At 73.6% G+C, this 20,505-nt stretch carries 18 protein-coding genes; 10 read left to right on the forward strand and 8 right to left on the reverse strand.

What is annotated here, in order from left to right; translation table 11 throughout:
- Nucleotides 1–19 precede the first annotated feature (19 nt).
- The 4 genes from alc to ACH414_RS05880 all read right to left on the reverse strand — a co-directional run bounded on the left by alc (nt 20) and on the right by ACH414_RS05880 (nt 4,119).
- Nucleotides 20–1,156 (reverse strand): allantoicase, encoded by a 1,137-nt coding sequence (gene alc / locus ACH414_RS05865; RefSeq protein ID WP_386564306.1) that lies wholly within the window; start codon nt 1,154–1,156, stop codon nt 20–22.
- A 59-nt stretch (nt 1,157–1,215) separates the two neighbouring features.
- Complete coding sequence (locus tag ACH414_RS05870) at nt 1,216–2,148, reverse strand: LysR family transcriptional regulator (protein WP_382535225.1); 933 nt, start codon at nt 2,146–2,148, stop codon at nt 1,216–1,218.
- Between the two features lie 65 nt (nt 2,149–2,213).
- Entirely contained in the window at nt 2,214–3,167 is a 954-nt protein-coding gene (locus ACH414_RS05875; protein WP_398940869.1) for a DMT family transporter, read from the reverse strand.
- Nucleotides 3,168–3,171: 4 nt separating this feature from the next.
- Nucleotides 3,172–4,119, reverse strand: coding sequence for an EamA family transporter (locus tag ACH414_RS05880; protein ID WP_382535230.1), 948 nt, complete (start codon nt 4,117–4,119; stop codon nt 3,172–3,174).
- A 125-nt stretch (nt 4,120–4,244) separates the two neighbouring features.
- On the opposite strand from ACH414_RS05880, the gene ACH414_RS05885 reads away from it, so the two are divergent.
- Nucleotides 4,245–4,766 (forward strand): MarR family winged helix-turn-helix transcriptional regulator, encoded by a 522-nt coding sequence (locus ACH414_RS05885; protein WP_382535233.1) that lies wholly within the window; start codon nt 4,245–4,247, stop codon nt 4,764–4,766.
- A gap of 105 nt (nt 4,767–4,871) precedes the next feature.
- Here the strand turns inward: ACH414_RS05885 and ACH414_RS05890 are convergent, their stop codons facing one another.
- The 3 genes from ACH414_RS05890 to ACH414_RS05900 are packed head-to-tail and all read right to left on the reverse strand — an operon-like array spanning nt 4,872 to nt 7,532.
- Nucleotides 4,872–5,102, reverse strand: coding sequence for a hypothetical protein (locus tag ACH414_RS05890; RefSeq protein ID WP_132914142.1), 231 nt, complete (start codon nt 5,100–5,102; stop codon nt 4,872–4,874).
- 20 nt (nt 5,103–5,122) lie between these two features.
- Nucleotides 5,123–7,318 carry a 4-alpha-glucanotransferase gene (malQ, locus tag ACH414_RS05895; protein ID WP_398940871.1) on the reverse strand — a complete coding sequence of 732 codons (2,196 nt, stop codon included), beginning with the start codon at nt 7,316–7,318 and terminating at the stop codon, nt 5,123–5,125.
- Between the two features lies 1 nt (nt 7,319).
- On the reverse strand, nt 7,320–7,532 hold the full coding sequence (locus ACH414_RS05900; RefSeq protein WP_382535239.1) for a hypothetical protein: 213 nt from the start codon (nt 7,530–7,532) through the stop codon (nt 7,320–7,322).
- Between the two features lie 229 nt (nt 7,533–7,761).
- Here ACH414_RS05900 and ACH414_RS05905 point away from each other — a divergent pair, with 229 nt between their 5' ends.
- On the forward strand, nt 7,762–10,896 hold the full coding sequence (locus ACH414_RS05905; RefSeq protein WP_398940873.1) for a beta-N-acetylglucosaminidase domain-containing protein: 3,135 nt from the start codon (nt 7,762–7,764) through the stop codon (nt 10,894–10,896).
- An 84-nt stretch (nt 10,897–10,980) separates the two neighbouring features.
- Here the strand turns inward: ACH414_RS05905 and ACH414_RS05910 are convergent, their stop codons facing one another.
- On the reverse strand, nt 10,981–11,547 hold the full coding sequence (locus ACH414_RS05910; RefSeq protein WP_382535244.1) for an HNH endonuclease: 567 nt from the start codon (nt 11,545–11,547) through the stop codon (nt 10,981–10,983).
- Nucleotides 11,548–11,795: 248 nt separating this feature from the next.
- On the opposite strand from ACH414_RS05910, the gene ACH414_RS05915 reads away from it, so the two are divergent.
- From ACH414_RS05915 to ACH414_RS05950, 8 genes are all read left to right on the forward strand, one after another.
- Nucleotides 11,796–12,860 (forward strand): mechanosensitive ion channel domain-containing protein, encoded by a 1,065-nt coding sequence (locus tag ACH414_RS05915; protein ID WP_382535247.1) that lies wholly within the window; start codon nt 11,796–11,798, stop codon nt 12,858–12,860.
- Nucleotides 12,861–13,018: 158 nt separating this feature from the next.
- Nucleotides 13,019–13,501, forward strand: coding sequence for an ester cyclase (locus tag ACH414_RS05920; RefSeq protein WP_398940875.1), 483 nt, complete (start codon nt 13,019–13,021; stop codon nt 13,499–13,501).
- Between the two features lie 100 nt (nt 13,502–13,601).
- A complete protein-coding gene (locus tag ACH414_RS05925; RefSeq protein WP_382535252.1) occupies nt 13,602–14,816 on the forward strand; it encodes an ROK family transcriptional regulator in 1,215 nt (404 codons plus the stop codon).
- A gap of 72 nt (nt 14,817–14,888) precedes the next feature.
- Nucleotides 14,889–16,232, forward strand: a complete 1,344-nt coding sequence (locus ACH414_RS05930; protein WP_382535255.1) for an ABC transporter substrate-binding protein — start codon at nt 14,889–14,891, stop codon at nt 16,230–16,232.
- 4 nt (nt 16,233–16,236) lie between these two features.
- On the forward strand, nt 16,237–17,178 hold the full coding sequence (locus ACH414_RS05935) for a carbohydrate ABC transporter permease (RefSeq protein WP_382535257.1): 942 nt from the start codon (nt 16,237–16,239) through the stop codon (nt 17,176–17,178).
- Between the two features lie 3 nt (nt 17,179–17,181).
- Complete coding sequence (locus tag ACH414_RS05940; RefSeq protein ID WP_382535260.1) at nt 17,182–18,084, forward strand: carbohydrate ABC transporter permease; 903 nt, start codon at nt 17,182–17,184, stop codon at nt 18,082–18,084.
- A 9-nt stretch (nt 18,085–18,093) separates the two neighbouring features.
- On the forward strand, nt 18,094–19,359 hold the full coding sequence (locus tag ACH414_RS05945; RefSeq protein ID WP_382535262.1) for a 6-phospho-beta-glucosidase: 1,266 nt from the start codon (nt 18,094–18,096) through the stop codon (nt 19,357–19,359).
- Nucleotides 19,350–20,324 carry an N-acetylglucosamine kinase gene (locus ACH414_RS05950; protein ID WP_382535265.1) on the forward strand — a complete coding sequence of 325 codons (975 nt, stop codon included), beginning with the start codon at nt 19,350–19,352 and terminating at the stop codon, nt 20,322–20,324. Before ACH414_RS05945 ends, ACH414_RS05950 begins: the two co-directional genes overlap by 10 nt.
- Nucleotides 20,325–20,505: the final 181 nt, after the last annotated feature.

The following is a 20,505-nucleotide window of genomic DNA, read 5'->3' on the forward strand; positions in this document are numbered from 1 at the left end:
GATCTTCTTCGTGCACCTGTCAGGCGGTCAGCCGCGCGTAGCGGGCGCGCAGTTCGGCCGCGCCCTGGTCCGTGAGGCTGCCGTGCAGCCGCATCCGGGCGACGCCGCCGTCGGGGAAGGCGTCGAGGCGGACATGGGTGACGACGGCGTGCGCCGGGAGGCGGAAGCGGTGCGGGGTGTCGGGCTGGAGGCGGGTGCGGGGGATGATCTCGAACCACTCCGCCCCGGCCGCGGGGTCGCCGTTGCAGCCCTGGAGGGCGATCCAGCCGGCCGAGTTGCCCTTGAGGTAGGCGGTGTCGATCTCGACGGCCCGTACGGCGCCCTGGGCGGCGAGCCGGAAGCGCACCCAGTCGTTGGTGCCACGCACCCGGCGGCGGCGGTTCTCCCAGCCGTCGTCCATCTTGCGGGAGGTGCCGGGCAGGATGATCTGGGTCGGCGAGGAGTAGAAGCGGTCGGAGGCGTCCTCGTACACGCCGCCGTTGAGCACGGAGAGCAGGTCGAGGGTGCCGAGGACGTCCAGCCACTCGGGGTCGGGGACGACCTCGCCGTGGACGCGCAGCCGGGCGATGCCGCCGTCGGGGTGCTGGCAGAGCCGCAGATGGGTGTAGCGCCGCTCGGCGTCGACGGTGAAGCCGTTGGCGGCGTGGCCGCGGACGGGGCTGGGCGGGACCAGCTCCTCCCACTTCGCGTCGAGCAGCTCCTCGGGACTGGGTGAGCCCTCGACGGCGGTGGCCTGAATGCTCACGCGCTGGGGGTAGTTGCCGCGGAAGTGGGCGGTGTCGACGACGATGCCGCGGATGACGCCGGGGGCGCCGAGGCGGACGATCGCCCAGTCGTGGTCCTCCGGGGCCGGGAAGGGGTGGTCGGCGTCGGCGCCGCGCCGGCGGCGGGTCTCCCAGCCGTCCATGATCTTGCCCTTGTGGCCGAAGTGCTCGGGGTCGAAGACGGCGCGTTCGCGGACGAGGAGGTTCTCGCGCTCGGCGAAGAACTCGTCGTTGGCGGCGACGACTCCGGCGCCGAGGCGGCGGTCGGCGAGGTCGACGAGTTCCGTGTACGGGAAGTCACCGGTGCGGTAGTCGGCGTACGGGTCGCCACCGGCGTAGGGGGCGGCGTCGTTGGCGTGGGGGTCCTGGGCGGTGTCGTGGTCGAGGCTCATGGACTCGACTGTGCCCGGGGCCGTCTCGCGGGTCCATCGAATGTTTTCGACAGGTCTTTTCAGCCCTGCTGAACGTTCTCGCGCTGCACCGCCGCCTGCCGCAGCGCCGCGAGGACCCGCGCCACGGCCGGCCCCTCCTCCGCCCCGCGCCGTACCGCCGCGATGACGTGACGGCGCGGCTGGTCGGCGGAGAGCACCCGCATCACCACCCCGGACCCGGCCCGCGTACGGCGCTCGGCGGCGGCCATCCGGGGCACCAGGGCCACCCCCATGCCGGCCTCGACCATGGCGAGGATCGCGGTCCAGCCGGCGGCGCTGTGGGCCTGCTCGGGGACGAACCCGGCGGCCTCGCAGGCGGCCGTGGTGATCTCCGACCAGGGCCCGGAGCCGCCGAAGATCCAGGGCTCCGCGGAGAGGTCGGCGAGCCGCAGCCCGGGCGCCTCGGCGAGCGGGTGCGCGGCGGGCAGGGCCACGTCGAGCGGGTCGGCGAGCAGCGGCACCCGGCTGAACTTGGGGTCGCGGACGGTGGGCGCGTGCGCGGCCAGCGAGAGCGCCAGGTCGACCTCGCCCGCGGTGAGCAGCTCGTACGCCTCCGCCGCCTCGGCCTCCCGGATCCGCACGTCGAGCCCCGGGTGGGCGGGGCGCAGCGCCTGGACGGCGGGGACGACGAGCGCGGGCACGGCGGTGGAGAAGGCCGCGACCCGCACCCGCCCCGCCTCGCCGCGCAGATGCGCGTCGAGTTCGGCCTCGGCCCGCTCCAACTGGGCGAACACGGCCTCGGCGTGCCGCAGCACCAGATGCGCGGCATCGGTCAGCCGCACCCGCCGCCCGTGCGCCTCCAGGAGCTGCACCCCGAGCTGCTTCGACAGGTTGGTGAGCTGCTGCGAGACGGCCGAGGGGGTCATGAGCAGCGCCTCCGCGCTCGCGGTGACGGTGCCGCGGTCGCGGAGGGTGCGGAGGATCTGCAGCTTCTTGATGTCCCACTCGGTCATGGGGCGCAACCTACCGGGCGGTGCCGGACGGGGCGGGAGGGAGCCGGAGGGAGGGTCCCCGGCGCTCACCTGCGCGTCGCCAGCACCACACCGCCCAGGATGAGCGCCATGCACAGCATGCCCAGGACACCCAGCCGCTCTCCGAGCAGCGCGTACGAGAGCAGGGCCACGCACACCGGCTGCAGGTAGTAGACGACTCCCGCGCGGGCCGCGCCGATGAGGGAGACCGCCCTGTTCCAGGCGAAGAAGGCGACGGCGGAGGACAGGACGCCGACGTAGAGCAGGGGGCCGGCCGTCGTGGGGGTCAGGGGGAAGCCGCCCTGGACGGTGAGGGAGATCGCGTACGCCGGGGCCAGCATCAGGGCGCCGAGCAGGAACGTGGTGAAGAGGAAGGCCAGTTGGTCGATCTCGGCGGGCTTGCGCCTGAGCAGGGCGCTGTACGAGGCGAAGGAGAGGGCCGCGGCGAACATCCACAGGTCGCCGGCGGTGAGGTCGACGGAGAGGGAGCCCTTGCCGACGAGGAGGAGGACGCCGAGCGCGGCGGTCAGCATGCCGAGGATCCGGCGGGCGCCCAGGCGTTCGCCGCCGAGGCGGGCGTAGAGCGCCATGAGGACCGGGGAGGCGGCCATGATCATGCCCATGTTGGAGGCGGAGGTCGTCAGGCCGGCCTGGTGGACCAGGGTGTTGTAGAGGGCGATGCCGAAGAGCGAGGCGAGGGCGACGAAGCCCAGGTGGCGGCGGATCACGGCGCGTTGGCGCCAGAACGGGCGGGCGGCGAACGGGGCGACGGCGGCCAGGGCGATGAGCCAGCGCCAGAAGACGGCCTGGACGGGCGGAATGGTGTCGGCCATGCCGCGGGTGGCGACGAAGCTGCCGGACCAGACGACGGTGGCGAGCAGGGCGAGCAGCACGCCGAAGCCGGCGCCCTTCGCGAGCTTCCTCGCGGGCGCCGGCCTCTCGGTGACGTCGTCGGTGCGGATGGTGGTCGGGGTGCGGGTGAGGGGCGTGGTCTGCGGCATGCGCCTACCGTCGCACCGCGGAAACCTCCAGGTCCATCGAAACTTCCTGACCGTTCTTTTCAGCTGAGCTGAACGATTCCACCTTCGGGGCCCGCGGGGTCCGCGGGGCAGTCTGCGCGACCAGGGTGGCGCCGAAGGCGATCACCATGCCGAGCAGCTGCACCGGGCCGAGGGCCTGGCCGAGGGCGGCCCAGCCGATGACGGCGGCGGTGATCGGCGAGAGCGGGCCGAGCAGGGTGACCGAGGAGGCGCTCAGCCGGCCGATGCCGCGGAACCAGAGGAAGTAGGAGATCGCGGTGTTGCCGAAGGCGAGGTAGGCGTAGCCGGCCAGGTTGGTGCCGGTCAGGGCCGGCGGGGCACCCTCGACCAGGAGGGCGACGGGCAGCAGGACCAGACCGCCCGCGGCGAGCTGCCAGCCGGTGAGGGCGAGGGCGCCGACGCCCTCGGGGCGGCCCCAGCGCTTGGTGAAGACGGTGCCCGCGGACATCGACAGGGCGGAGAGCAGTCCGGCGACCACCCCGACCGCGTCGAGCGCGGCTCCGGCCTTGAGGACGACGAGGCTGACGCCGAAGGCGGCGGCGATCGCGGTGAGCAGGGACTTCGCGGTGGGCTTGTCGCCCAGGAACAGCGCGGCGAGGCCGACGACGAAGAGCGGACCGACCGAGCCGACGACGGCGGCGACGCCTCCGGGCAGCCGGTACGCGGCGAGGAAGAGCAGCGGGAAGAAGGCGCCGATGTTGAGCGCGCCGAGCACCAGCGACTTCCACCACCAGGCCCCCCGCGGCAGCTTGCGGGTGAGGGCGAGGAGCAGCAGTCCCGCGGGCAGGGCCCGCATCAGGCCGGTGAAGAGCGGGCGGTCGGGCGGCAGGAACTCCGTGGTGACGAAGTAGGTGCTGCCCCAGGAGATCGGGGCGATGGCGGTCAGTGCGACGGTCGCGGCCTTGCGGGACATGGCAGGTTCCCCCCTGTGCGGTGGCGACGGGCCGGTTGGCTTGTCGGTGATTAACTTAGCACTAAGCTACTTACTTGCAAGTGGCTTTCTTGCCATCGAGTCACCAGAGAGGGGAAACTGGGGTCATGGAGAAGCAGACGCCCGCTCCCGGGCCCGCCCACGACGCCGTCGACGCCATCGCCGATCAGTGGGCCGCCGTGCGCCCCGACCTGGACACGGTGCCGATGGCCGTCTTCGGGCGGATCTACCGGCTGGCCGGCGCCATGCGGGCCAAGGTGGACAAGGCGTACGCGGCGTACGGGGGGATGTCGCTGGGCGAGTTCGACGTGCTCGCCACGCTGCGGCGCTCCGGGGAGCCGTACACGCTCTCACCGCGCCAGCTGACCGCCACACTGATGATCACGACCGGCGGGATGACGGGCCGGCTCGACAAGCTGGAGCGGGCCGGACTGCTCACCCGCAGCCCCGACCCGAACGACCGCCGCGGCCTGCGCGTCACCCTCACCGAGGAGGGCCGCACCCTGGTGGACCAGGCCGTCGGCGCCGGGCTCGCCGAGCAGCGCGCGGCCCTGGAGGCGGCGCTCACCCCCGAGGAGGCGGAGCAGCTGACGGTGCTGCTGCGCAAGCTGCTGGCCACCACGGCCTAGACCGCGCGGGCAGGTCCCGGCGGATCGCCCCGCCCGGAACGCACACGAGGGCGCCGCACGGTACGTCGTACCGTGCGGCGCCCTCGTGAAGGAACCGGGTGGGGCTTACGCCTTCTTCCTGGACTTGTCGAGCACCGCCACCAGGCCGATGATCACCAGGAACAGCACCAGCGGTGCGGCGACGTACAGGCCGAGGGTCTCGGCGACACTCAGCTTCGGGGCCGGGTCGTCACCGTCGTCGCGGGTGAGCGCGAGCGCGGGGGACGACATGAGCAGCATCATCAGCGTCGTACCGGCCGCGACGGCGCCGGCGCGCAGGGCGTTCTTCTTGTCCACGGTGCAAAAGTAGCGAACACCTAAACGGACCGCGCGCCCGGGGGTGCCGTACGGGCCCCGACCCCCTCGGCGAGCACCCGGAGCAGGTCGTGCGCGCGGGGCGAGGCGGCCAGTTCCTCCAGGGTCAGCGGCTGCCCGTCGGGACCCGCGACCGGCAGCCGCCAGTTGGGGTACTGGTCCCAGGTGCCGGGCAGGTTCTGCGGCCGCCGGTCCCCCACCGCGTCCGGCAGCCACATCCCGACCAGGCGCGCCGGAGTGGCAGCCAGGAAGCGGTGGAAGGCCCTGACCTCGGCCGCCTCCTCGCCCGGGCCCTCCGGGAGCATCCCGAGCCGCTGGAGCAGTCCGAGCCACTCGGCGGTCTCGGCCGCGTCCCGGGTCCGCTCGCGCTCCAGGTCGCCGGTGAGCAGCCCGAGGCGGTGGCGCAGCGTCACATGGGAGCCGGAGAGCCGGGCGGCGGTGGACGGCAGGTCGTGGGTGGTGGCGGTGGCCACGCAGCCGGCCCGCCACTCCTCGGGGGGCAGCGGGCGGCCGGTGCCGGCCCAGTCCCGTTCGAACCAGAGCACGGAGGTGCCGAGCACCCCGCGCCGGGCGAGGGACTCCCGTACTCCCGGCTCGACCGTGCCGAGGTCCTCGCCGATGACCGCCGCCCCGGCGCGGTGCGCCTCCAGGGCGAGGACGGCCAGCATGGCCTCGGAGTCGTAGCGGACGTAGGTGCCCTCGGTCGGCTCGCCGCCCTCGGGCACCCACCAGAGCCGGAACAGGCCCATGACGTGGTCGATCCGCAGCGCCCCCGCGTGCCGCAGCAGCTCCCTGAGCAGCCCGCGGTACGGGGCGTAGCCCTCGGCGGCGAGGGCGTCCGGGCGCCAGGGCGGCAGGCCCCAGTCCTGGCCCCGGGCGTTGAAGGCGTCGGGCGGGGCGCCCACGGACATGCCGGCGGCGAAGACGTGCTGCTGCGCCCAGGCGTCGGAGCCGTCCGGGTGCACACCGACGGCCAGGTCGTGGACGATCCCGACCGCCATCCCGGCCTGCCGGGCCGTGTGCGAGACGGCGGCGAGCTGGCCGTCCGTCAGCCAGGCGAGCCGGCAGTGGAAGTCGACCCGGGCGGCGAGCTCCGCGTCGGCCCGGACCGCCGCCTCCGCCGTCCGCGGGTCGCGCAGCTCCTCGGGCCAGCGGCGCCAGTGGTGCCCGTGCCGCTCGGCGAGTGCCTGATAGGTGGCGTGGTCCTCCAGGGCGCGCCCGCGCTCGGCGAGGAAGTCGCGGTAGGCGGCGCGCCGGCCGGGGCCGAGCTCCACGGTGTGCACCAGCTCCAGGGCCCGCCGCTTGGCCTCCCACACGGCGTCCCGGTCGATCAGCGCGCCCTTGCCGAGGACCCGTTCGCGCAGCTCGGCCGCGTCGGCGAGGACCCGGTCGAGCTCCTCGCGGCGGGCCTGGTCGACGTGGGCGAACTCGGGCACGTCCTCGATCCGCAGGTGCACCGGGTCGGGGAAGCGGCGCGAGGAGGGGCGGTACGGGGAGGGGTCGGTGGGCGCGCCGGGCACGGCCGCGTGCAGCGGGTTGACCTGGACGAATCCGGTGCCGTGGGTGCGGCCGGCCCAGTCGGCCAGCTCGCGCAGGTCGCCGAGGTCGCCCATGCCCCAGGAGCGGCCGGAGAACAGCGAGTAGAGCTGGACGAGCAGCCCGTGGGACCGTCCTTCGGGGCCGGGGGCGTGCGCGGGCGCCACGATCAGGGTGGCGGTGGAGCGGCGCCCGTCGGGGGCGTGCGCGGAGAGCCGGTGCACGCCGAGCGGCAGCCCGCCCCAGTCGAGGCCCTTGCCGTTGCCGGCGGACCTGGCGGACCCCGCAGACCCGGCGGACCCAGCAGCCCCGGCAGCCCCGGCGGACCCAGCAGCCCCGGCAGACCCGGCAGACCCGGCAGACCCGGCGACGGTGCGTCCGTCCTCGGTGGTCACGGTGAGCCGGGTGCCCGGCGGCAGGTCGAGGGGCGGGCGCGGTGCCCCGTCCTGCCAGTGCACGACGGTGGGCGGCAGGAGCCGCTCGCGGCCGGCCCGTTCGGCCGCCTCCACGGCGGCGGCGACCGCCTCGGGCGTGGACGCGTCGACGTCCAGGGCGCGCAGGACGGCCACCACCGTGGCGTCGGGGACGGCGACCGTGACGCCCTCGGAGGGGGCGTACTCGGTGGCGACGCCGTGCAGGGCGGCGAGACGGGCCAGGGTCACTTCACACTCCGGGTGACTCCGTGCCGCCCGCGGTGCCCGGGGCGGTGGGTTCGCTGGTGAGGGGGGCCGCTTCGATCAGCGGCGGCTCGCTGGTGAGGGGGGCGGCGTCGGCGAGGGGCGGTTCGCTGGTGAGCGGGCCCTGCCTCGGGATGCGGATCGGCGTCGCGAGGGTCTGCTCGCGTATCCGCGGGGCGGAGTGGTCGGTCGCGTTCACGGGATCTCCCGGTTCGTCTCGACAGTCTCGACAGGTAAGACACGTAAGAAACCACCGGAAGCCTTACCCACCGCTCCCCGTTTTACCGGCGGAACTTGACGAATGGCCGCCACCTCGCCGAAAGCCCGGCGGGCAAAGCAGACAGTTCGACCACCCGCATTGACACTCCGTCGGCATGGATGGTGGGCTCGTCACCGAATCGTGACCCACGGGACCGAAGGGAGCCCTCGTGCACCTCGGACACAGGAGGCGGACGGCGACCGCGGTGGCCGTCGCGGTCATCGGCGGACTCCTCGGCGGCGGCGCGCCGGGCCTCGCCCACGCGGCGGCGCCGGGCACGACCGGCTTCCCCGTGACGCCGGTGTCCCCCGTGACGCCGGTGTCCCCCGTGACGCCGGTGTCCCCCGTGACGCCGGTGTCCCCCGTGACGTCTGCCCCTCCCGTCACGAACGCCCCGAGCGCCCCGAACGCCCCCGCTTCCGGCGTCCCGTCGGTCTGGCCGCGCCCCCAGTCGCTGACGCCCGCCGGTGGCCCCGTGCGGCTCGGCTCCGAGGCGACCCTGCTCGCCGCCCCCGGCACCGACCCGTACGCCCTCGCCGCGCTGCGCGCACTGCTGCGGACGGCCGGGGTGCGCACCGTGCACGAGGAGCTGCCCGGGCGCGGCCCGGTGCTGCGCGTGACCGACAGCCTCGGCGAGCACTCGACGGGGGCTCAGGAGGCGCTGGGCGCCCTGGGGATGGCCGGACGCGGCGATCTGCCGGCCGGCGGCTACCGGCTGGCGACGGGCCGCTTCCAGGGCCGGGACACCGTCGTGCTCGACGGCGTCGGCGAAGACGGCCTGTTCCACGCGGTGCAGACGCTGCGTCAACTGGTCCGCGCGGACGCGAGCCTGCCGGGCGTCCGGATCCGCGACTGGCCGGGTACCGCCGCGCGCGGGATCACCGAGGGCTTCTACGGGCGCCCCTGGAGCCGCGAGGAGCGCCTCGCCCAGGTCGACTTCCTCGGCCGCACCAAGCAGAACCGCTATCTGTACGCGCCCGGCGACGACCCGTACCGGCAGGCGCTGTGGCGCGAGGCCTATCCCGCCGCCGAGCGGGCCGCGCTGCGCGAGCTCGCCGCCCGGGCCCGCGCCAACCACGTGACGCTCGTCTGGGCCGTCTCCCCCGCCCAGGCCATGTGCCTGTCCTCCGAGCGGGACCTGGCGGCCCTCACCGGCAAGATCGACGCCATGTGGGAGCTCGGGGTGCGCGCCTTCCAGCTCCAGTTCCAGGACGTCAGCTACAGCGAGTGGCACTGTTCGGCGGACGCCGACGCCTTCGGGAGCGGTCCCGAGGCCGCCGCCCGGGCGCACGCGCGCGTGGCGGGGGCCGTCGCCCGGCACCTGGCCGAGCGGCACCCGGGAGCGGAGCCGCTGTCGCTGATGCCGACGGAGTACTACCAGGACGGCACGACGGAGTACCGCACGGCGCTGGCCGGGGCCCTCGACCCGGGCGTGCAGGTGGCGTGGACGGGCGTCGGGGCGGTGCCGAAGACCATCACCGGGCGCGAACTGGCCGGGGCCCGCGAGGCGCTGCGCCACCCGCTGGTCACCATGGACAACTACCCGGTCAACGACTACGCCCGGGACCGGCTCTTCCTCGGGCCCGCCACGGGCCGTGAGCCGGCCGTCGCCGCCGGCAGCGCCGCCTTCCTGGCCAACGCCATGGAGCAGCCGACGGCCTCCCGGGTGCCGCTGTTCACGGCCGCGGACTTCGCCTGGAACCCCAAGGGCTACCGGCCGCAGGAGTCCTGGCGGGCCGCCGTGGACGACCTGGCGGGGCCGGACCCGGCGGCCCGCGAGGCGCTGGCCGCGCTCGCCGGGAACGGCGCCTCCTCGCTGCTCGCCCCGGACGCCGAGTCGGCCTATCTGAAGCCGCTGACGACCGCCTTCTGGGCGAGCCGCACCAGCCCCGACAAGGCCGCGCGGGAGAAGGCGGGGCGGGAGCTGCGGGCCGCGTTCACCGTGATGCGCGAGGCGCCCGAGCGCCTGGCCGGCGCGGCGGGCGGCGCCCTGGGCGCGGAGGCCGGCCCCTGGCTCCAGCAGCTGGCGCGGTACGGGCAGGCGGGCGAGACGGCCGTCGACATGCTGCTCGCCCAGGCACGCGGCGACGGCGCCGGGGCCTGGCGGGCCCAGCTGGACCTGGAGCGGCGGCGGGAGGCGCTGGGGACGAGCCCGGTGACGGTCGGCAAGGGCGTCCTCGACCCGTTCCTCGCCCGCGCGGTCGAGGAGTCGGCGGCCTGGACGGGCGCCGACCGGGAGCGGGGCGCCGGGCTGAAGTCGGACGCGGCGGAAGACTCGTACACGGTCCGGATGGACCGCGCCCGGCCGATGGAGACCCTCACCGTGATGACCGAGCCCGGCACGGGCTCCGCGGGCGTCCTTCAGGCCTACGTGCCCGGCGAGGGCTGGCGGGCGCTCGGCCCGCTGGCGGCCTCGGGCTGGACGCAGACGGACCTGAAGGGGCTGCGCGCGGGCGCGGTGCGGATCGTGTGGGGCGGCCGGCCGGGGCAGGTGCGGTCGCTGGTGCCCTGGTTCGCGGACGAGCCGCGCGCGGGGCTCGAACTGGCGCGTACGGAGACCGACGCGGAGATCGGCGGCCCGGCCGTGCGCGTGGACGTGGCCCTGGAGGGGCGGCGGGCGGCCGAGGTGCGCGGGGCGCTGGCCGCGCGGGCGCCGAAGGGCGTCACGGTGCGGCTGCCGAAGGACGCGAAGGACGCGGTGGTCCCCCGGGGGACCCGTACGACGGTGCCGCTGGAGGTGTCCGTCGCGGCGGACGCGCCGGCCGGTTCGTACGCGGTGCCGGTGTCGTTCGCGGGCGAGGAGCGGGTCCTGACGGTCCGGGCGTTCCCGCGGACCGCGGGCCCGGACCTGGCGCCGACCGGCACGGCCTCCTCCTCGGGCGACGAGACGCCCGACTTCCCGGCGGCGCTCGCCGTGGACGGCGATCCGGCGACCCGCTGGTCCTCGCCCGCCGAGGACGGCGCGTGGTGGCAGCTGGAGCTGGCGGAGCCCGCCCGGATAGGCCAGGTGGTGCTGCACTGGCAGGACGCCTACGCGAGCCGCTACCGGGTGCAGGTCTCCGCCGACGGGCGCACCTGGCGTACGGCGGCCACGGTGCGCGACGGGCGGGGCGGGCGCGAGTCGGTGCGGATGGACGCGGCGGACACCCGCTTCCTGCGGGTGCAGGGCGATGCGCGGGCGACGGAGTACGGCTACTCGCTGTGGACGGTGGAGACGTACGCGGTGGCCGAGCCGCCGGCGGAGCGGCCACCGAAGGCGGACGCGCCGGAAGGGGAGCAGGGCGCGGAGCCCGGCTCCCCGTGAGCCCGTGGCACCTCCGGGCGCCTCCGGGCGCCTCCGGGCGCCTCCCGACGCCTCCCGACGCCTCCGGAACGCGAAAGGCCCGGCTCAACTCGTCGTCGTCACGACCCCCTGCGGGGTGGAGACGGCCGAGTCGATCCGGGCCAGCGCGTCGTCCGCGCCGTACGGCTGGAGGTAGGGCAGCCACCGCGGGTCGCGGTGGCCGGTCCCGATGATCCGCCAGGCGAGTCCGGTCGGCGGGGCGGGTTGATGGCGTAGCCGCCAGCCCAGCTCGCGCAGGTGCCGGTCGGCTTTGACGTGGTTGCAGCGGCGGCAGGCCGCCACGACGTTCTCCCAGGCGTGCGTCCCCCCGCGGCTGCGCGGAATGACGTGGTCGACGCTGGTTGCGACGCCACCGCAGTACATGCAGCGCCCGCCGTCGCGGGCGAAGAGCGCTCTGCGGGTCAAGGGGACGGGCCCCCGGTAGGGGACCCGGACGAACCGTTTGAGGCGCACCACGCTGGGTGCGGCGATGACACGGCTCTCGCTGTGCAGGAAGGCGCCGGACTCCTCGAGGCAGAGTGCCTTGTTCTCCAGGACGAGGACGAGCGCGCGGCGGAGCGGTACGACGCCGAGCGGCTCGTACGACGCGTTGAGGACCAGAACGTGCGGCACGGATGCCTCCTATGACGCCGGCGGCGCGTGGCTCGCGCCGGGACGAAACTGCTCTCAGTCTCTCCTCCTGCCTGGTCGGAGCGCCACCACGTGGCGGTAACGGGCCTGGGGTGTTCTCGACCACATCGGCGGGTGGGCGGGAGTCTTCCCCGGCCGTGGCCCGTCTTTCCCTGTGCACACGCCGACCGGGGCACACCGTGTCCCCCGTTAGTGTGGATGGATTGCCCGCACCTGCCTGGAGGCCCCTCGTGCTCTGGTCCGCCCTGCCGACCGCCGACGACCCGCAGACCGTTCCGGTGACGCTGGACGAGGCAGCCGAGACGGCGACGAACGCCGCCGGCTGGGTGGAGCAGAACTGGTCCACCTGGCTGAACACGGGTCTGCGGATCGTGCTGATCCTGGTCGTGGCGCTGACCCTGCGGATGCTGATCCGGCGGGCCCTGACGAAGCTGATAGAGCGGATGAACCGCTCGGCGCAGGCGGTGGAGGGCACCGCGCTCGGCGGGCTGCTGGTCAACGCGGAGCGGCGGCGCCAGCGCTCGGAGGCCATCGGCTCGGTGCTGCGCTCGGTCGCCTCCTTCCTCATCCTGGGCACGGCCGGCCTGATGATCCTGGGCGCCTTCCAGATCGATCTGGCCCCGCTGCTCGCCTCGGCGGGTGTGGCCGGTGTGGCGATCGGTTTCGGCGCGCGGAACCTGGTGACGGACTTCCTCTCCGGCGTCTTCATGATCCTGGAGGACCAGTACGGCGTCGGTGACTCGGTCGACGCGGGGGTCGCCTCCGGCGAGGTGATCGAGGTGGGCCTGCGGGTGACGAAGCTGCGCGGGGTCGACGGCGAGATCTGGTACGTCCGCAACGGCGAGATCAAGCGCATCGGCAACCTCAGCCAGGGCTGGGCCACGGCCGGCGTGGACGTGACGGTCCGCTCGACGGAGGACCTGGACCGGGTGTCGGCGGTGATCGCCGAGGCCGCGGAGGCCATGTCGAAGGAAGAGCCCTGGAACGAGCGCCTGTGGGGCCCGGTGGAGGTCCTGGGCCTGAGCGAGGTGCTGCTCGACTCGATGACGATCCGCGTCTCGGCGAAGACGATGCCGGGCAAGAAGCTGGGCGTGGAGCGGGAGCTGCGCTGGCGCATCAAGCGCGCCATGGACGCGGCGGGCATCCGTATCGTCGGCGGCGCCCTCCCGGCCCAGGCGGAGGACACCCCGGCCGACCCGTCGGCCTCGATGGCGCCCCCGTCCGCCTTCGCCTCCCCGACCTCCCCGCAGTCGGCGGCGGCGACCCCGCTGCCGAGGCCGGATCTGACCAAGTAGCCGGCCCCACGTCCACGAGGGGCGCCCCGCCCGGCCGGCGGGGCGCCCTTTGCCGTGTCCCCGGCATGTCACGTTTCCGGCCGCCGCGCCGTCGCACCTCCGGGAGACCGTCCCGAACGGAAAGCAACGGAAAGCAACGGAGAGCAGAGGAGAGGGCCATGTCGGCAGGCGAGGCAGTGGAACGGGCAACGGACCGTGCGGCGGACCGGGTATCGGACGAGGCCGCCGGGAACAGGGCGTTGCTGGAGCGGTTCCACCGTGCCGTGGACAGCGGCGATCCGGCGGTCGTCGCCGGGGCCATCGACCGGTTCGTGGCGCCGGATCTGGTCTTCCACGCGCCCGTACCGATGGGCGGCACGGGCGTGGAAGCCCTCAAGCGGGTGTGGGAGGCGCTGCTGCGCGCGTTTCCCGACATCCGGGTCGTGGTCGAGGAGACGGTCGCGGAAGGGGACACGGTCGTGTCCCGGAACACGGTGACCGGGACCCACCTGGGCGAGTACCGCGGGGTCCCGGCCACCGGGAGGAGCGTGCGCTACGACGAGATCTTCGTCTTCCGCTTCGCGGGCGGGCGGATCGTCGAGCTCCGGGGGGTCGTCGACGTGCTCGGCCAGCTGCGTCAGCTCGGCCTCCTCCCGGCCTGACCCGCCCGACCTCTTGACGCCCGCGTGACCTGGGTCTTACCTTCCTCCCAACCCAATAGGAAACTTTCCTAACAGTGCACCCAGGCAGGTGGAGAGCGTCGTGGCCGGAACGCCCCCCGGAACCCCCGGTACCCCGCGCGTGCTGCGCGCCATGAACGACCGGGCCGCGCTCGATCTGCTCCTGGAGCACGGGCCCCTCTCGCGGACCCGGATCGGCAAGCTCACCGGCCTGTCCAAGCCGACCGCCTCGCAGCTGCTCGCGCGGCTCGAGGCGGCCGGGCTCGTCGTCGCGACCGGGACGACCGAGGGGCGGCCCGGGCCCAACGCGCAGCTGTACGCGGTGAACCCGCGGGCCGCGCACGCCGCCGGGCTCGACGTCACCCCGGAGCGGATCCGCGCGGCCGTCGCCGACGTCACCGGCGAGGTGGTCGGCACGTTCGAACTGGCCACCCCCGGGCGGGCCGCCCACGACGTGGTCCGGCAGGTCGTCGACGCCCTCGACGGCGCCGTCCGGGCCGCCGGGCTCGCCCTCGGGGACGTACACCGTCTCGTCATCGGCACCCCGGGCGCCTTCGACCCGGCCACCGGGAGGCTGCGGTACGCCTCCCACCTGCCCGGCTGGCACTCCCCCACCCTGCTGGAGGAGCTGGCCGTCGCCCTGCCCATGCCCTTCGAGTACGAGAACGACGTCAACCTCGTCGCCATCGCCGAGCAGCGGCTCGGCGCCGCCCGCGGCCACGAGGACTTCGTGCTGCTGTGGAACGAGACCGGCGTCGGCGCCGCCCTCGTCCTCGGCGGGCGGCTGCACCGCGGCTTCACCGGCGGCGCCGGCGAGGTCGGCTTCCTGCCCGTGCCCGGCACCCCGCTCGTACGACAGGTCGCCAAGGCCAACTCCGGCGGCTTCCAGGAGCTCGCCGGCGTCCAGTCGATCCCCCGGCTCGCCAAGGCCCTCGGCATCGACACCCGCGAGCAGCCGTACGTGGAGACCGCCGCCAAGCTGCTCGCGCACGCCGCCGCCCACCACACCGAGGACGAGCGCTACGCCGGGCTCCTCGACGGCTACGCCGAGCGCCTCGCCACCGGCCTCGCCTCCGTCGTCGCCGTGCTCGACCCCGAGCTCCTGGTGCTGTCCGGCGAGGCGATCACCGCCGGCGGCGAGCCGCTGCGCGCCCGCGTCCAGGCGCAGCTCGCCGACCTCGCCGCCGCCCGGCCCCGGCTCGTCCTCGCCACCGTCACACCGGCCGCCGTCCTGCGCGGGGCGCTCGAATCCGCCCTCGCCACCACCCGGGACGAGGTCTTCGACACCACGCGCTAGCCCCCTCCGTCCGCCGAAGCCCCAAGCCCCCAAGCCCCCTCAACCGCCCGCCCGCTCCAGGGAGAACTCGCCATGCCCGCACGCCCGCGCCGGCTCGTCGCCACGTTCGCCGCCACCGCCTCCATAGCCCTCTTCGCCTCCGCCTGTACCGGCTCGGCGGCCAACGGCGCCGACGACGACCCCAACGCCCAGACGACGATCACCTTCTGGCACGGCTGGTCGGCGCCCTCCGAGGTGAAGGCGATCAACGACAACATCGCCCGCTTCGAGAAGGCCCACCCCAACATCAAGGTCGAGGTCGTCGGCAACATCAACGACGACAAGCTCAACCAGGCGCTGCGCACGGGCGGTTCGAAGGGCCCCGACGTCGTCTCCTCGTTCACGACGTCCAACGTCGGCAAGTTCTGCTCCTCCGGCGCCTTCGCCGATCTGAAGCCCTTCATCGAGAAGTCCAAGCTGGACCTCGGCAAGCTCATCCCGAAGACCCTGCTCGACTACACCCAGTTCGACGGCAAGCGCTGCGCCATGCCGCTGCTCACCGACGCCTACGGCCTCTACTACAACAAGACCGCGTTCAAGGCCGCCGGCCTCGACCCCGAGAAGCCCCCGAAGACCTACTCCGAGCTGCTCTCCTACGCGAAGGCCCTCACCAAGACCAAGGGCGACTCCTACGAGCAGCTCGGCTTCATGCCGAACTACCACGGCTACGAGACCACCACCGAGCACTACCTGGGCAGCTGGGGCCCCTCCTACTTCGACGCCAGCGGCAAGTCGACCGTCGGCACCGACCCCGCCGTCGCCGAGATGATGACCGTCCAGAAGAAGATGGTCGACGAGCTCGGCGGCTACGCGAAGCTGGAGAAGTACCGCACCACCTTCGGCGACGAGTGGGGCGCCAAGCACCCCTTCCACACCGGCCAGGTCGCCATGCAGCTGGACGGCGAGTGGCGGCTCGGCATGGCGAGCGACGCCAAGGTGCCCTTCGACATCGGCGTCGCCCCGATGCCCGTCCCCGACGCGCAGGCCGCCGACTACGGCAAGGGCTTCCTCTCCGGCACCATCATGGGCATCGCCCCGCAGAGCAGGAAGCAGAACGCCGCCTGGGAACTGGTCAAGTTCATGACCACGGACACCGAGGCCGTCGTCTCCTTCGCCAACGGCATCCGCAACGTCCCCTCCACCTTCGAGGCCCTGAAGTCCCCGAAGCTGACGTTCGACCCGCGCTTCAAGACCTTCCTCGACATCGCCGCGCACCCGAAGTCCAACACCCCGGCCGGCGCGGTCAACGGCGCCACCTACCTCAACACCCTGCAGGACTTCGCCCTCCAGTACGAGAAGGGCTCGGTCACCGACCTCAAGGGGGGCCTCGCGAAGACCGCGCAGCAGATCGACACCGACATCGCCAAGGCGAAGTAGCCCGATGAGCAGCAACTCACTCCGTGCCAAGCGCCGCAGGTCGGCGCTTCGGACGGCGGCCTTCATGTCGCCGTGGCTGATCGGGTTCGGCGTCTTCTTCGCCTACCCGATGGTCTCCACCGTCTACTTCTCCTTCATGGACTACGACGGCTTCGCCGCCCCGTCCTTCAACGGCCTGGACAACTGGACGTACGTCTTCGCCGACTACCCCATGTTCTGGCCCGCCCTGCGCAACACCCTCTGGCTGGTCGTCGTGATGGTCGCCTGCCGGGTCGTCTTCGGGCTCGGCGTCGGACTGCTCATCACCAAGATCAAGACGGGCGCCGGGGTCTTCCGCACCCTGTTCTACCTGCCGTACCTGGCCCCGCCGGTCGCGGCGACGCTCGCCTTCGTCTTCCTGCTCAACCCCGGCACCGGCCCGGTGAACTCGCTGCTCGACGGCGTCGGGATCACCGGCCCCGGCTGGTTCACCGACGCCGCCTGGTCCAAGCCCGCGCTCACCATGCTCGCGGTCTGGGGCGTCGGCGACCTCATGGTCATCTTCATGGCCGCGCTGCTCGACGTGCCCAAGGAGCAGTACGAGGCCGCCGAGCTCGACGGGGCCTCGGCCCTGCAGCGGTTCCGCTTCGTGACCCTGCCGAACATCTCGCCGATCGTGATGTTCGCCGTGGTCACCGGCGTCATCCAGGCCATGCAGTACTACACCCAGCCGCTGGTGGCCGGGAAGGTCGCCTCCGGCGTCATCGGCGGCTCCGGCCAGCAGTTCGAGCCCGGCTACCCGGACAAGTCCACGCTGACCCTGCCGCAACTCGTCTACAACCTCGGCTTCCAGCGCTTCGACTACGGAGCGGCCTGCGCCATCGCCCTCATCCTCTTCACGCTGGCCATGGTCTTCACCGGGCTGCTCATGCGCCGCCGCGGCGGCCTGATCCAGGCAGGTGACTGAACCATGAGCCAGGTCCTCGACCCGCCCACGGCGCTCGACACCCGCGAGGCCGGGCCCACCCCGGCCCGCCGGACCGCCCGCCGCAAGGCGCTGCTGCACTGGATCGCGGTGCACGCGCTCGGCGTCGCCGCCGCGCTCTTCTTCGTGCTGCCGTTCGTCTTCGTGCTGCTCACCTCGCTGATGAGCGACCAGCAGGCGCTCACCCGCGACCTCACCCCGGACACCTGGGAGTGGGACAACTACGTCCGCGTCTTCGAGACGCCGGGCTTCCTCACGTGGTGGCGCAACACCCTGCTGTACGCGGGCCTCGGCACCGTGCTGACCGTGGTGTCCTCGGTCCCGGTGGCCTACGCGCTCGCCAAGTTCCGCTTCCGCGGGCGCAATCTCTCGCTGATCCTGGTGATCTCGATGATGATGCTGCCGCCGCAGGTCGTCATCATCCCGATGTACCTGTTCTGGGCCAAGCAGCTGGACCTGTCCGGCACGCTGTGGCCGCTGATCATCCCGATGGCCTTCGGCGACGCGTTCTCCATCTTCCTGCTGCGCCAGTTCCTGCTGACCATCCCGAACGAGTACCTCGACGCGGCCCGTGTGGACGGCTGCGGCGAACTGCGCACCCTCGTCAGGGTCGTGCTGCCGATGGCGAAGCCGGGGATCGCGGCCGTCGCGCTCTTCCAGTTCTTCGCCGCGTGGAACGACTACTTCGGACCGCAGATCTACGCCTCCGAGAACCCGGCGGCCTGGACCCTGAGCTACGGCCTGGAGTCCTTCAAGGGCGCGCACCACACCGACTGGAATCTGACCATGGCCGCGACCGTCCTGGTCATGGCCCCCGTGATCCTCGTCTTCTTCTTCGCCCAGAAGGCGTTCGTCGAGGGCGTCACACTGACCGGAGTGAAGGGCTAGCCGACTGTTATGAAGCTCGCTGTCGTGGGGGGCGGCTCCACCTACACCCCCGAACTGATCGACGGGTTCGCGCGCTTGCGCGACACCCTTCCCATCACCGAACTCGTCCTCGTCGACCCCGCCGCCGAACGGCTCGACCTCGTCGGCGGCCTCGCCCGGCGGATCTTCGCCAAGCAGGGCCACGAAGGGCGGATCGTCACCACCTCGGACCTCGACGCCGGCGTCGAGGGCGCCGACGCCGTGCTGCTCCAGCTGCGCGTCGGCGGACAGGCGGCGCGCGAGCAGGACGAGACCTGGCCGCTGGAGTGCGGCTGCGTCGGCCAGGAGACCACCGGCGCCGGCGGGCTCGCCAAGGCGCTGCGCACGGTCCCCGTGGTCCTGGACATCGCCGAGCGGGTGCGCCGCGCCAACCCCGACGCCTGGATCATCGACTTCACCAACCCGGTCGGCATCGTCACCCGGGCCCTGCTCCAGGCGGGGCACAAGGCGGTCGGCCTGTGCAACGTGGCGATCGGCTTCCAGCGGCGGTTCGCCGCGCTGCTGGACGTCTCCCCCGCCGAGGTCCACCTGGACCATGTCGGCCTCAACCACCTGACCTGGGAGACCGGGGTGCGGCTCGGGGGCCCCGAGGGCGAGGACGTGCTGCCGCGGCTGCTCGCCGAGCACGGCGAGGCCATCGCCGCGGACCTGCGCGTGGAGCGGTCCCTCGTCGACCGGCTCGGCGTCGTCCCCTCGTACTACCTGCGCTACTTCTACGCGCACGACGCCGTCGTCCGGGAGCTCGGCAGCAAGCCCTCGCGGGCGGCCGAGGTCGCCGCGATGGAGAAGCAGCTCCTGGAGATGTACGGGGACCCCGCGCTCGACGAGAAGCCGGCGCTGCTCGGCAAGCGCGGCGGCGCCTTCTACTCGGAGGCGGCCGTGGACCTCGCGGCCTCGCTGCTGGGCGGCGGAGGGTCGCCGTACCAGGTGGTCAACACGTACAACAACGGCACGCTGCCGTTCCTGCCGGACGACGCCGTGATCGAGGTGCAGGCCGCGGTGGGCGCCGGAGGTGCCAGGCCGCTGGCGGTGCCGCGGCTCGACCCGCTGTACGCCGGCCTGATCGCGCACGTCACCGCCTACGAGGACCTGGCGCTCGACGCGGCGCTCAGGGGCGGGCGCGACCGGGTGTTCAAGGCGCTGCTCGCGCACCCGCTGGTCGGGCAGTTCGAGTACGCCGAGGCGCTCACCGACCGGCTGATCGCGCACAACCGGGAGCACCTGGCGTGGGCCTGAACGGGACACTGCTGGCGGTCGACGCCGGCAACAGCAAGACCGACGTCGCGGTCCTCGCCCGGGACGGCAGCGTCCTCGGCGCGGCGCGCGGCGGCGGGTTCCAGCCGCCGGTGGTGGGCGTGGGGACGGCGCTGGACGCGCTCGCGGAGATCGTGGGGCGGGCCTGCGCCGAGGCCGGCACGGCGCCGGAGTTCGCACATGTCGACGCCTGTCTCGCCAACGCCGACCTGCCGGTGGAGGAGGCGGAGTTGAAGGCGGCCCTGGAGGCGCGCGGCTGGAGCCGCTCGGTCCGGGTGCACAACGACACCTTCGCGATACTGCGGGCCGGCATCGACGAGCCGCGGGGCGTGGCCGTGGTGTGCGGGGCGGGGATCAACTGCGTCGGCATGCTGCCGGACGGGCGCACCGCCCGGTTCCCGGCGATCGGGAAGATCTCCGGCGACTGGGGCGGGGGCGGCGGGCTCGCCGACGAGGCCCTGTGGTTCGCCGCGCGCGCCGAGGACGGGCGGGGCGAGCCGACCGCGCTCGCCCGCACCCTGCCCGGGCACTTCGGTCTGCCGACGATGTACGCGCTGATCGAGGCGCTGCACCTGGGGCGCATCCCGCTGGAGCGGAAGCACGAGCTCACGCCGGTGCTCTTCCGTACGAGCGCGGAGGGCGATCCGGTCGCCGGGGCCCTGGTGGACCGGCTGGCCGACGAGGTGGTGGCGCTCGCCTCGGTCGCGCTCGACCGGCTCGGGCTGCTCGACGAGGCGGCGCCGGTGATGCTGGGCGGCAGTGTGCTGGCGGCGCGCCATCCGCGGCTCGACGCCCGGATCGCCGGACTGCTGGCCGTGAAGGCCCCGAAGGCGGTGATCGGCGTGGTGACCGCCCCGCCGGTGCTCGGCGCGGGGCTGCTCGCCCTGGACGCCGTGGGCGCGGGGCCCGGGGCGGCGGCGCGGCTGCGGGAGCACTACGGGGCCTGACGGGCGTATGCGGGTGCGGGGCGTTCCTTCACGGGGCGCCCCGCACGCGTGTTCACCCGCACGAGCGACGTTCGAGAAGGAACCGTTTCCGGCCGGGCGACGTATTCAAAGTGAGGGAGATGTGAAGGGGGGTTCGCCCGCGGAAGCTCCGCGGGCATGGGGCACGATAGGAACAAGATCG

The sequence above is a fragment of the Streptomyces sp. NPDC020422 genome (genome assembly GCF_044386705.1).
GTDB lineage: Bacteria > Actinomycetota > Actinomycetes > Streptomycetales > Streptomycetaceae > Streptomyces.

Coding starts and splice junctions, on each gene's coding strand:
- alc (WP_386564306.1), bottom strand. CDS start 1,156: ATGAGCCTCGACCACGACACCGCCCAGGACCCCCACGCCAACGACGCC.
- ACH414_RS05870 (WP_382535225.1), bottom strand. CDS start 2,148: ATGACCGAGTGGGACATCAAGAAGCTGCAGATCCTCCGCACCCTCCGC.
- ACH414_RS05875 (WP_398940869.1), bottom strand. CDS start 3,167: ATGCCGCAGACCACGCCCCTCACCCGCACCCCGACCACCATCCGCACC.
- ACH414_RS05880 (WP_382535230.1), bottom strand. CDS start 4,119: ATGTCCCGCAAGGCCGCGACCGTCGCACTGACCGCCATCGCCCCGATC.
- ACH414_RS05885 (WP_382535233.1), top strand. CDS start 4,245: ATGGAGAAGCAGACGCCCGCTCCCGGGCCCGCCCACGACGCCGTCGAC.
- ACH414_RS05920 (WP_398940875.1), top strand. CDS start 13,019: ATGTCGGCAGGCGAGGCAGTGGAACGGGCAACGGACCGTGCGGCGGAC.
- ACH414_RS05930 (WP_382535255.1), top strand. CDS start 14,889: ATGCCCGCACGCCCGCGCCGGCTCGTCGCCACGTTCGCCGCCACCGCC.
- ACH414_RS05935 (WP_382535257.1), top strand. CDS start 16,237: ATGAGCAGCAACTCACTCCGTGCCAAGCGCCGCAGGTCGGCGCTTCGG.
- ACH414_RS05940 (WP_382535260.1), top strand. CDS start 17,182: ATGAGCCAGGTCCTCGACCCGCCCACGGCGCTCGACACCCGCGAGGCC.
- ACH414_RS05945 (WP_382535262.1), top strand. CDS start 18,094: ATGAAGCTCGCTGTCGTGGGGGGCGGCTCCACCTACACCCCCGAACTG.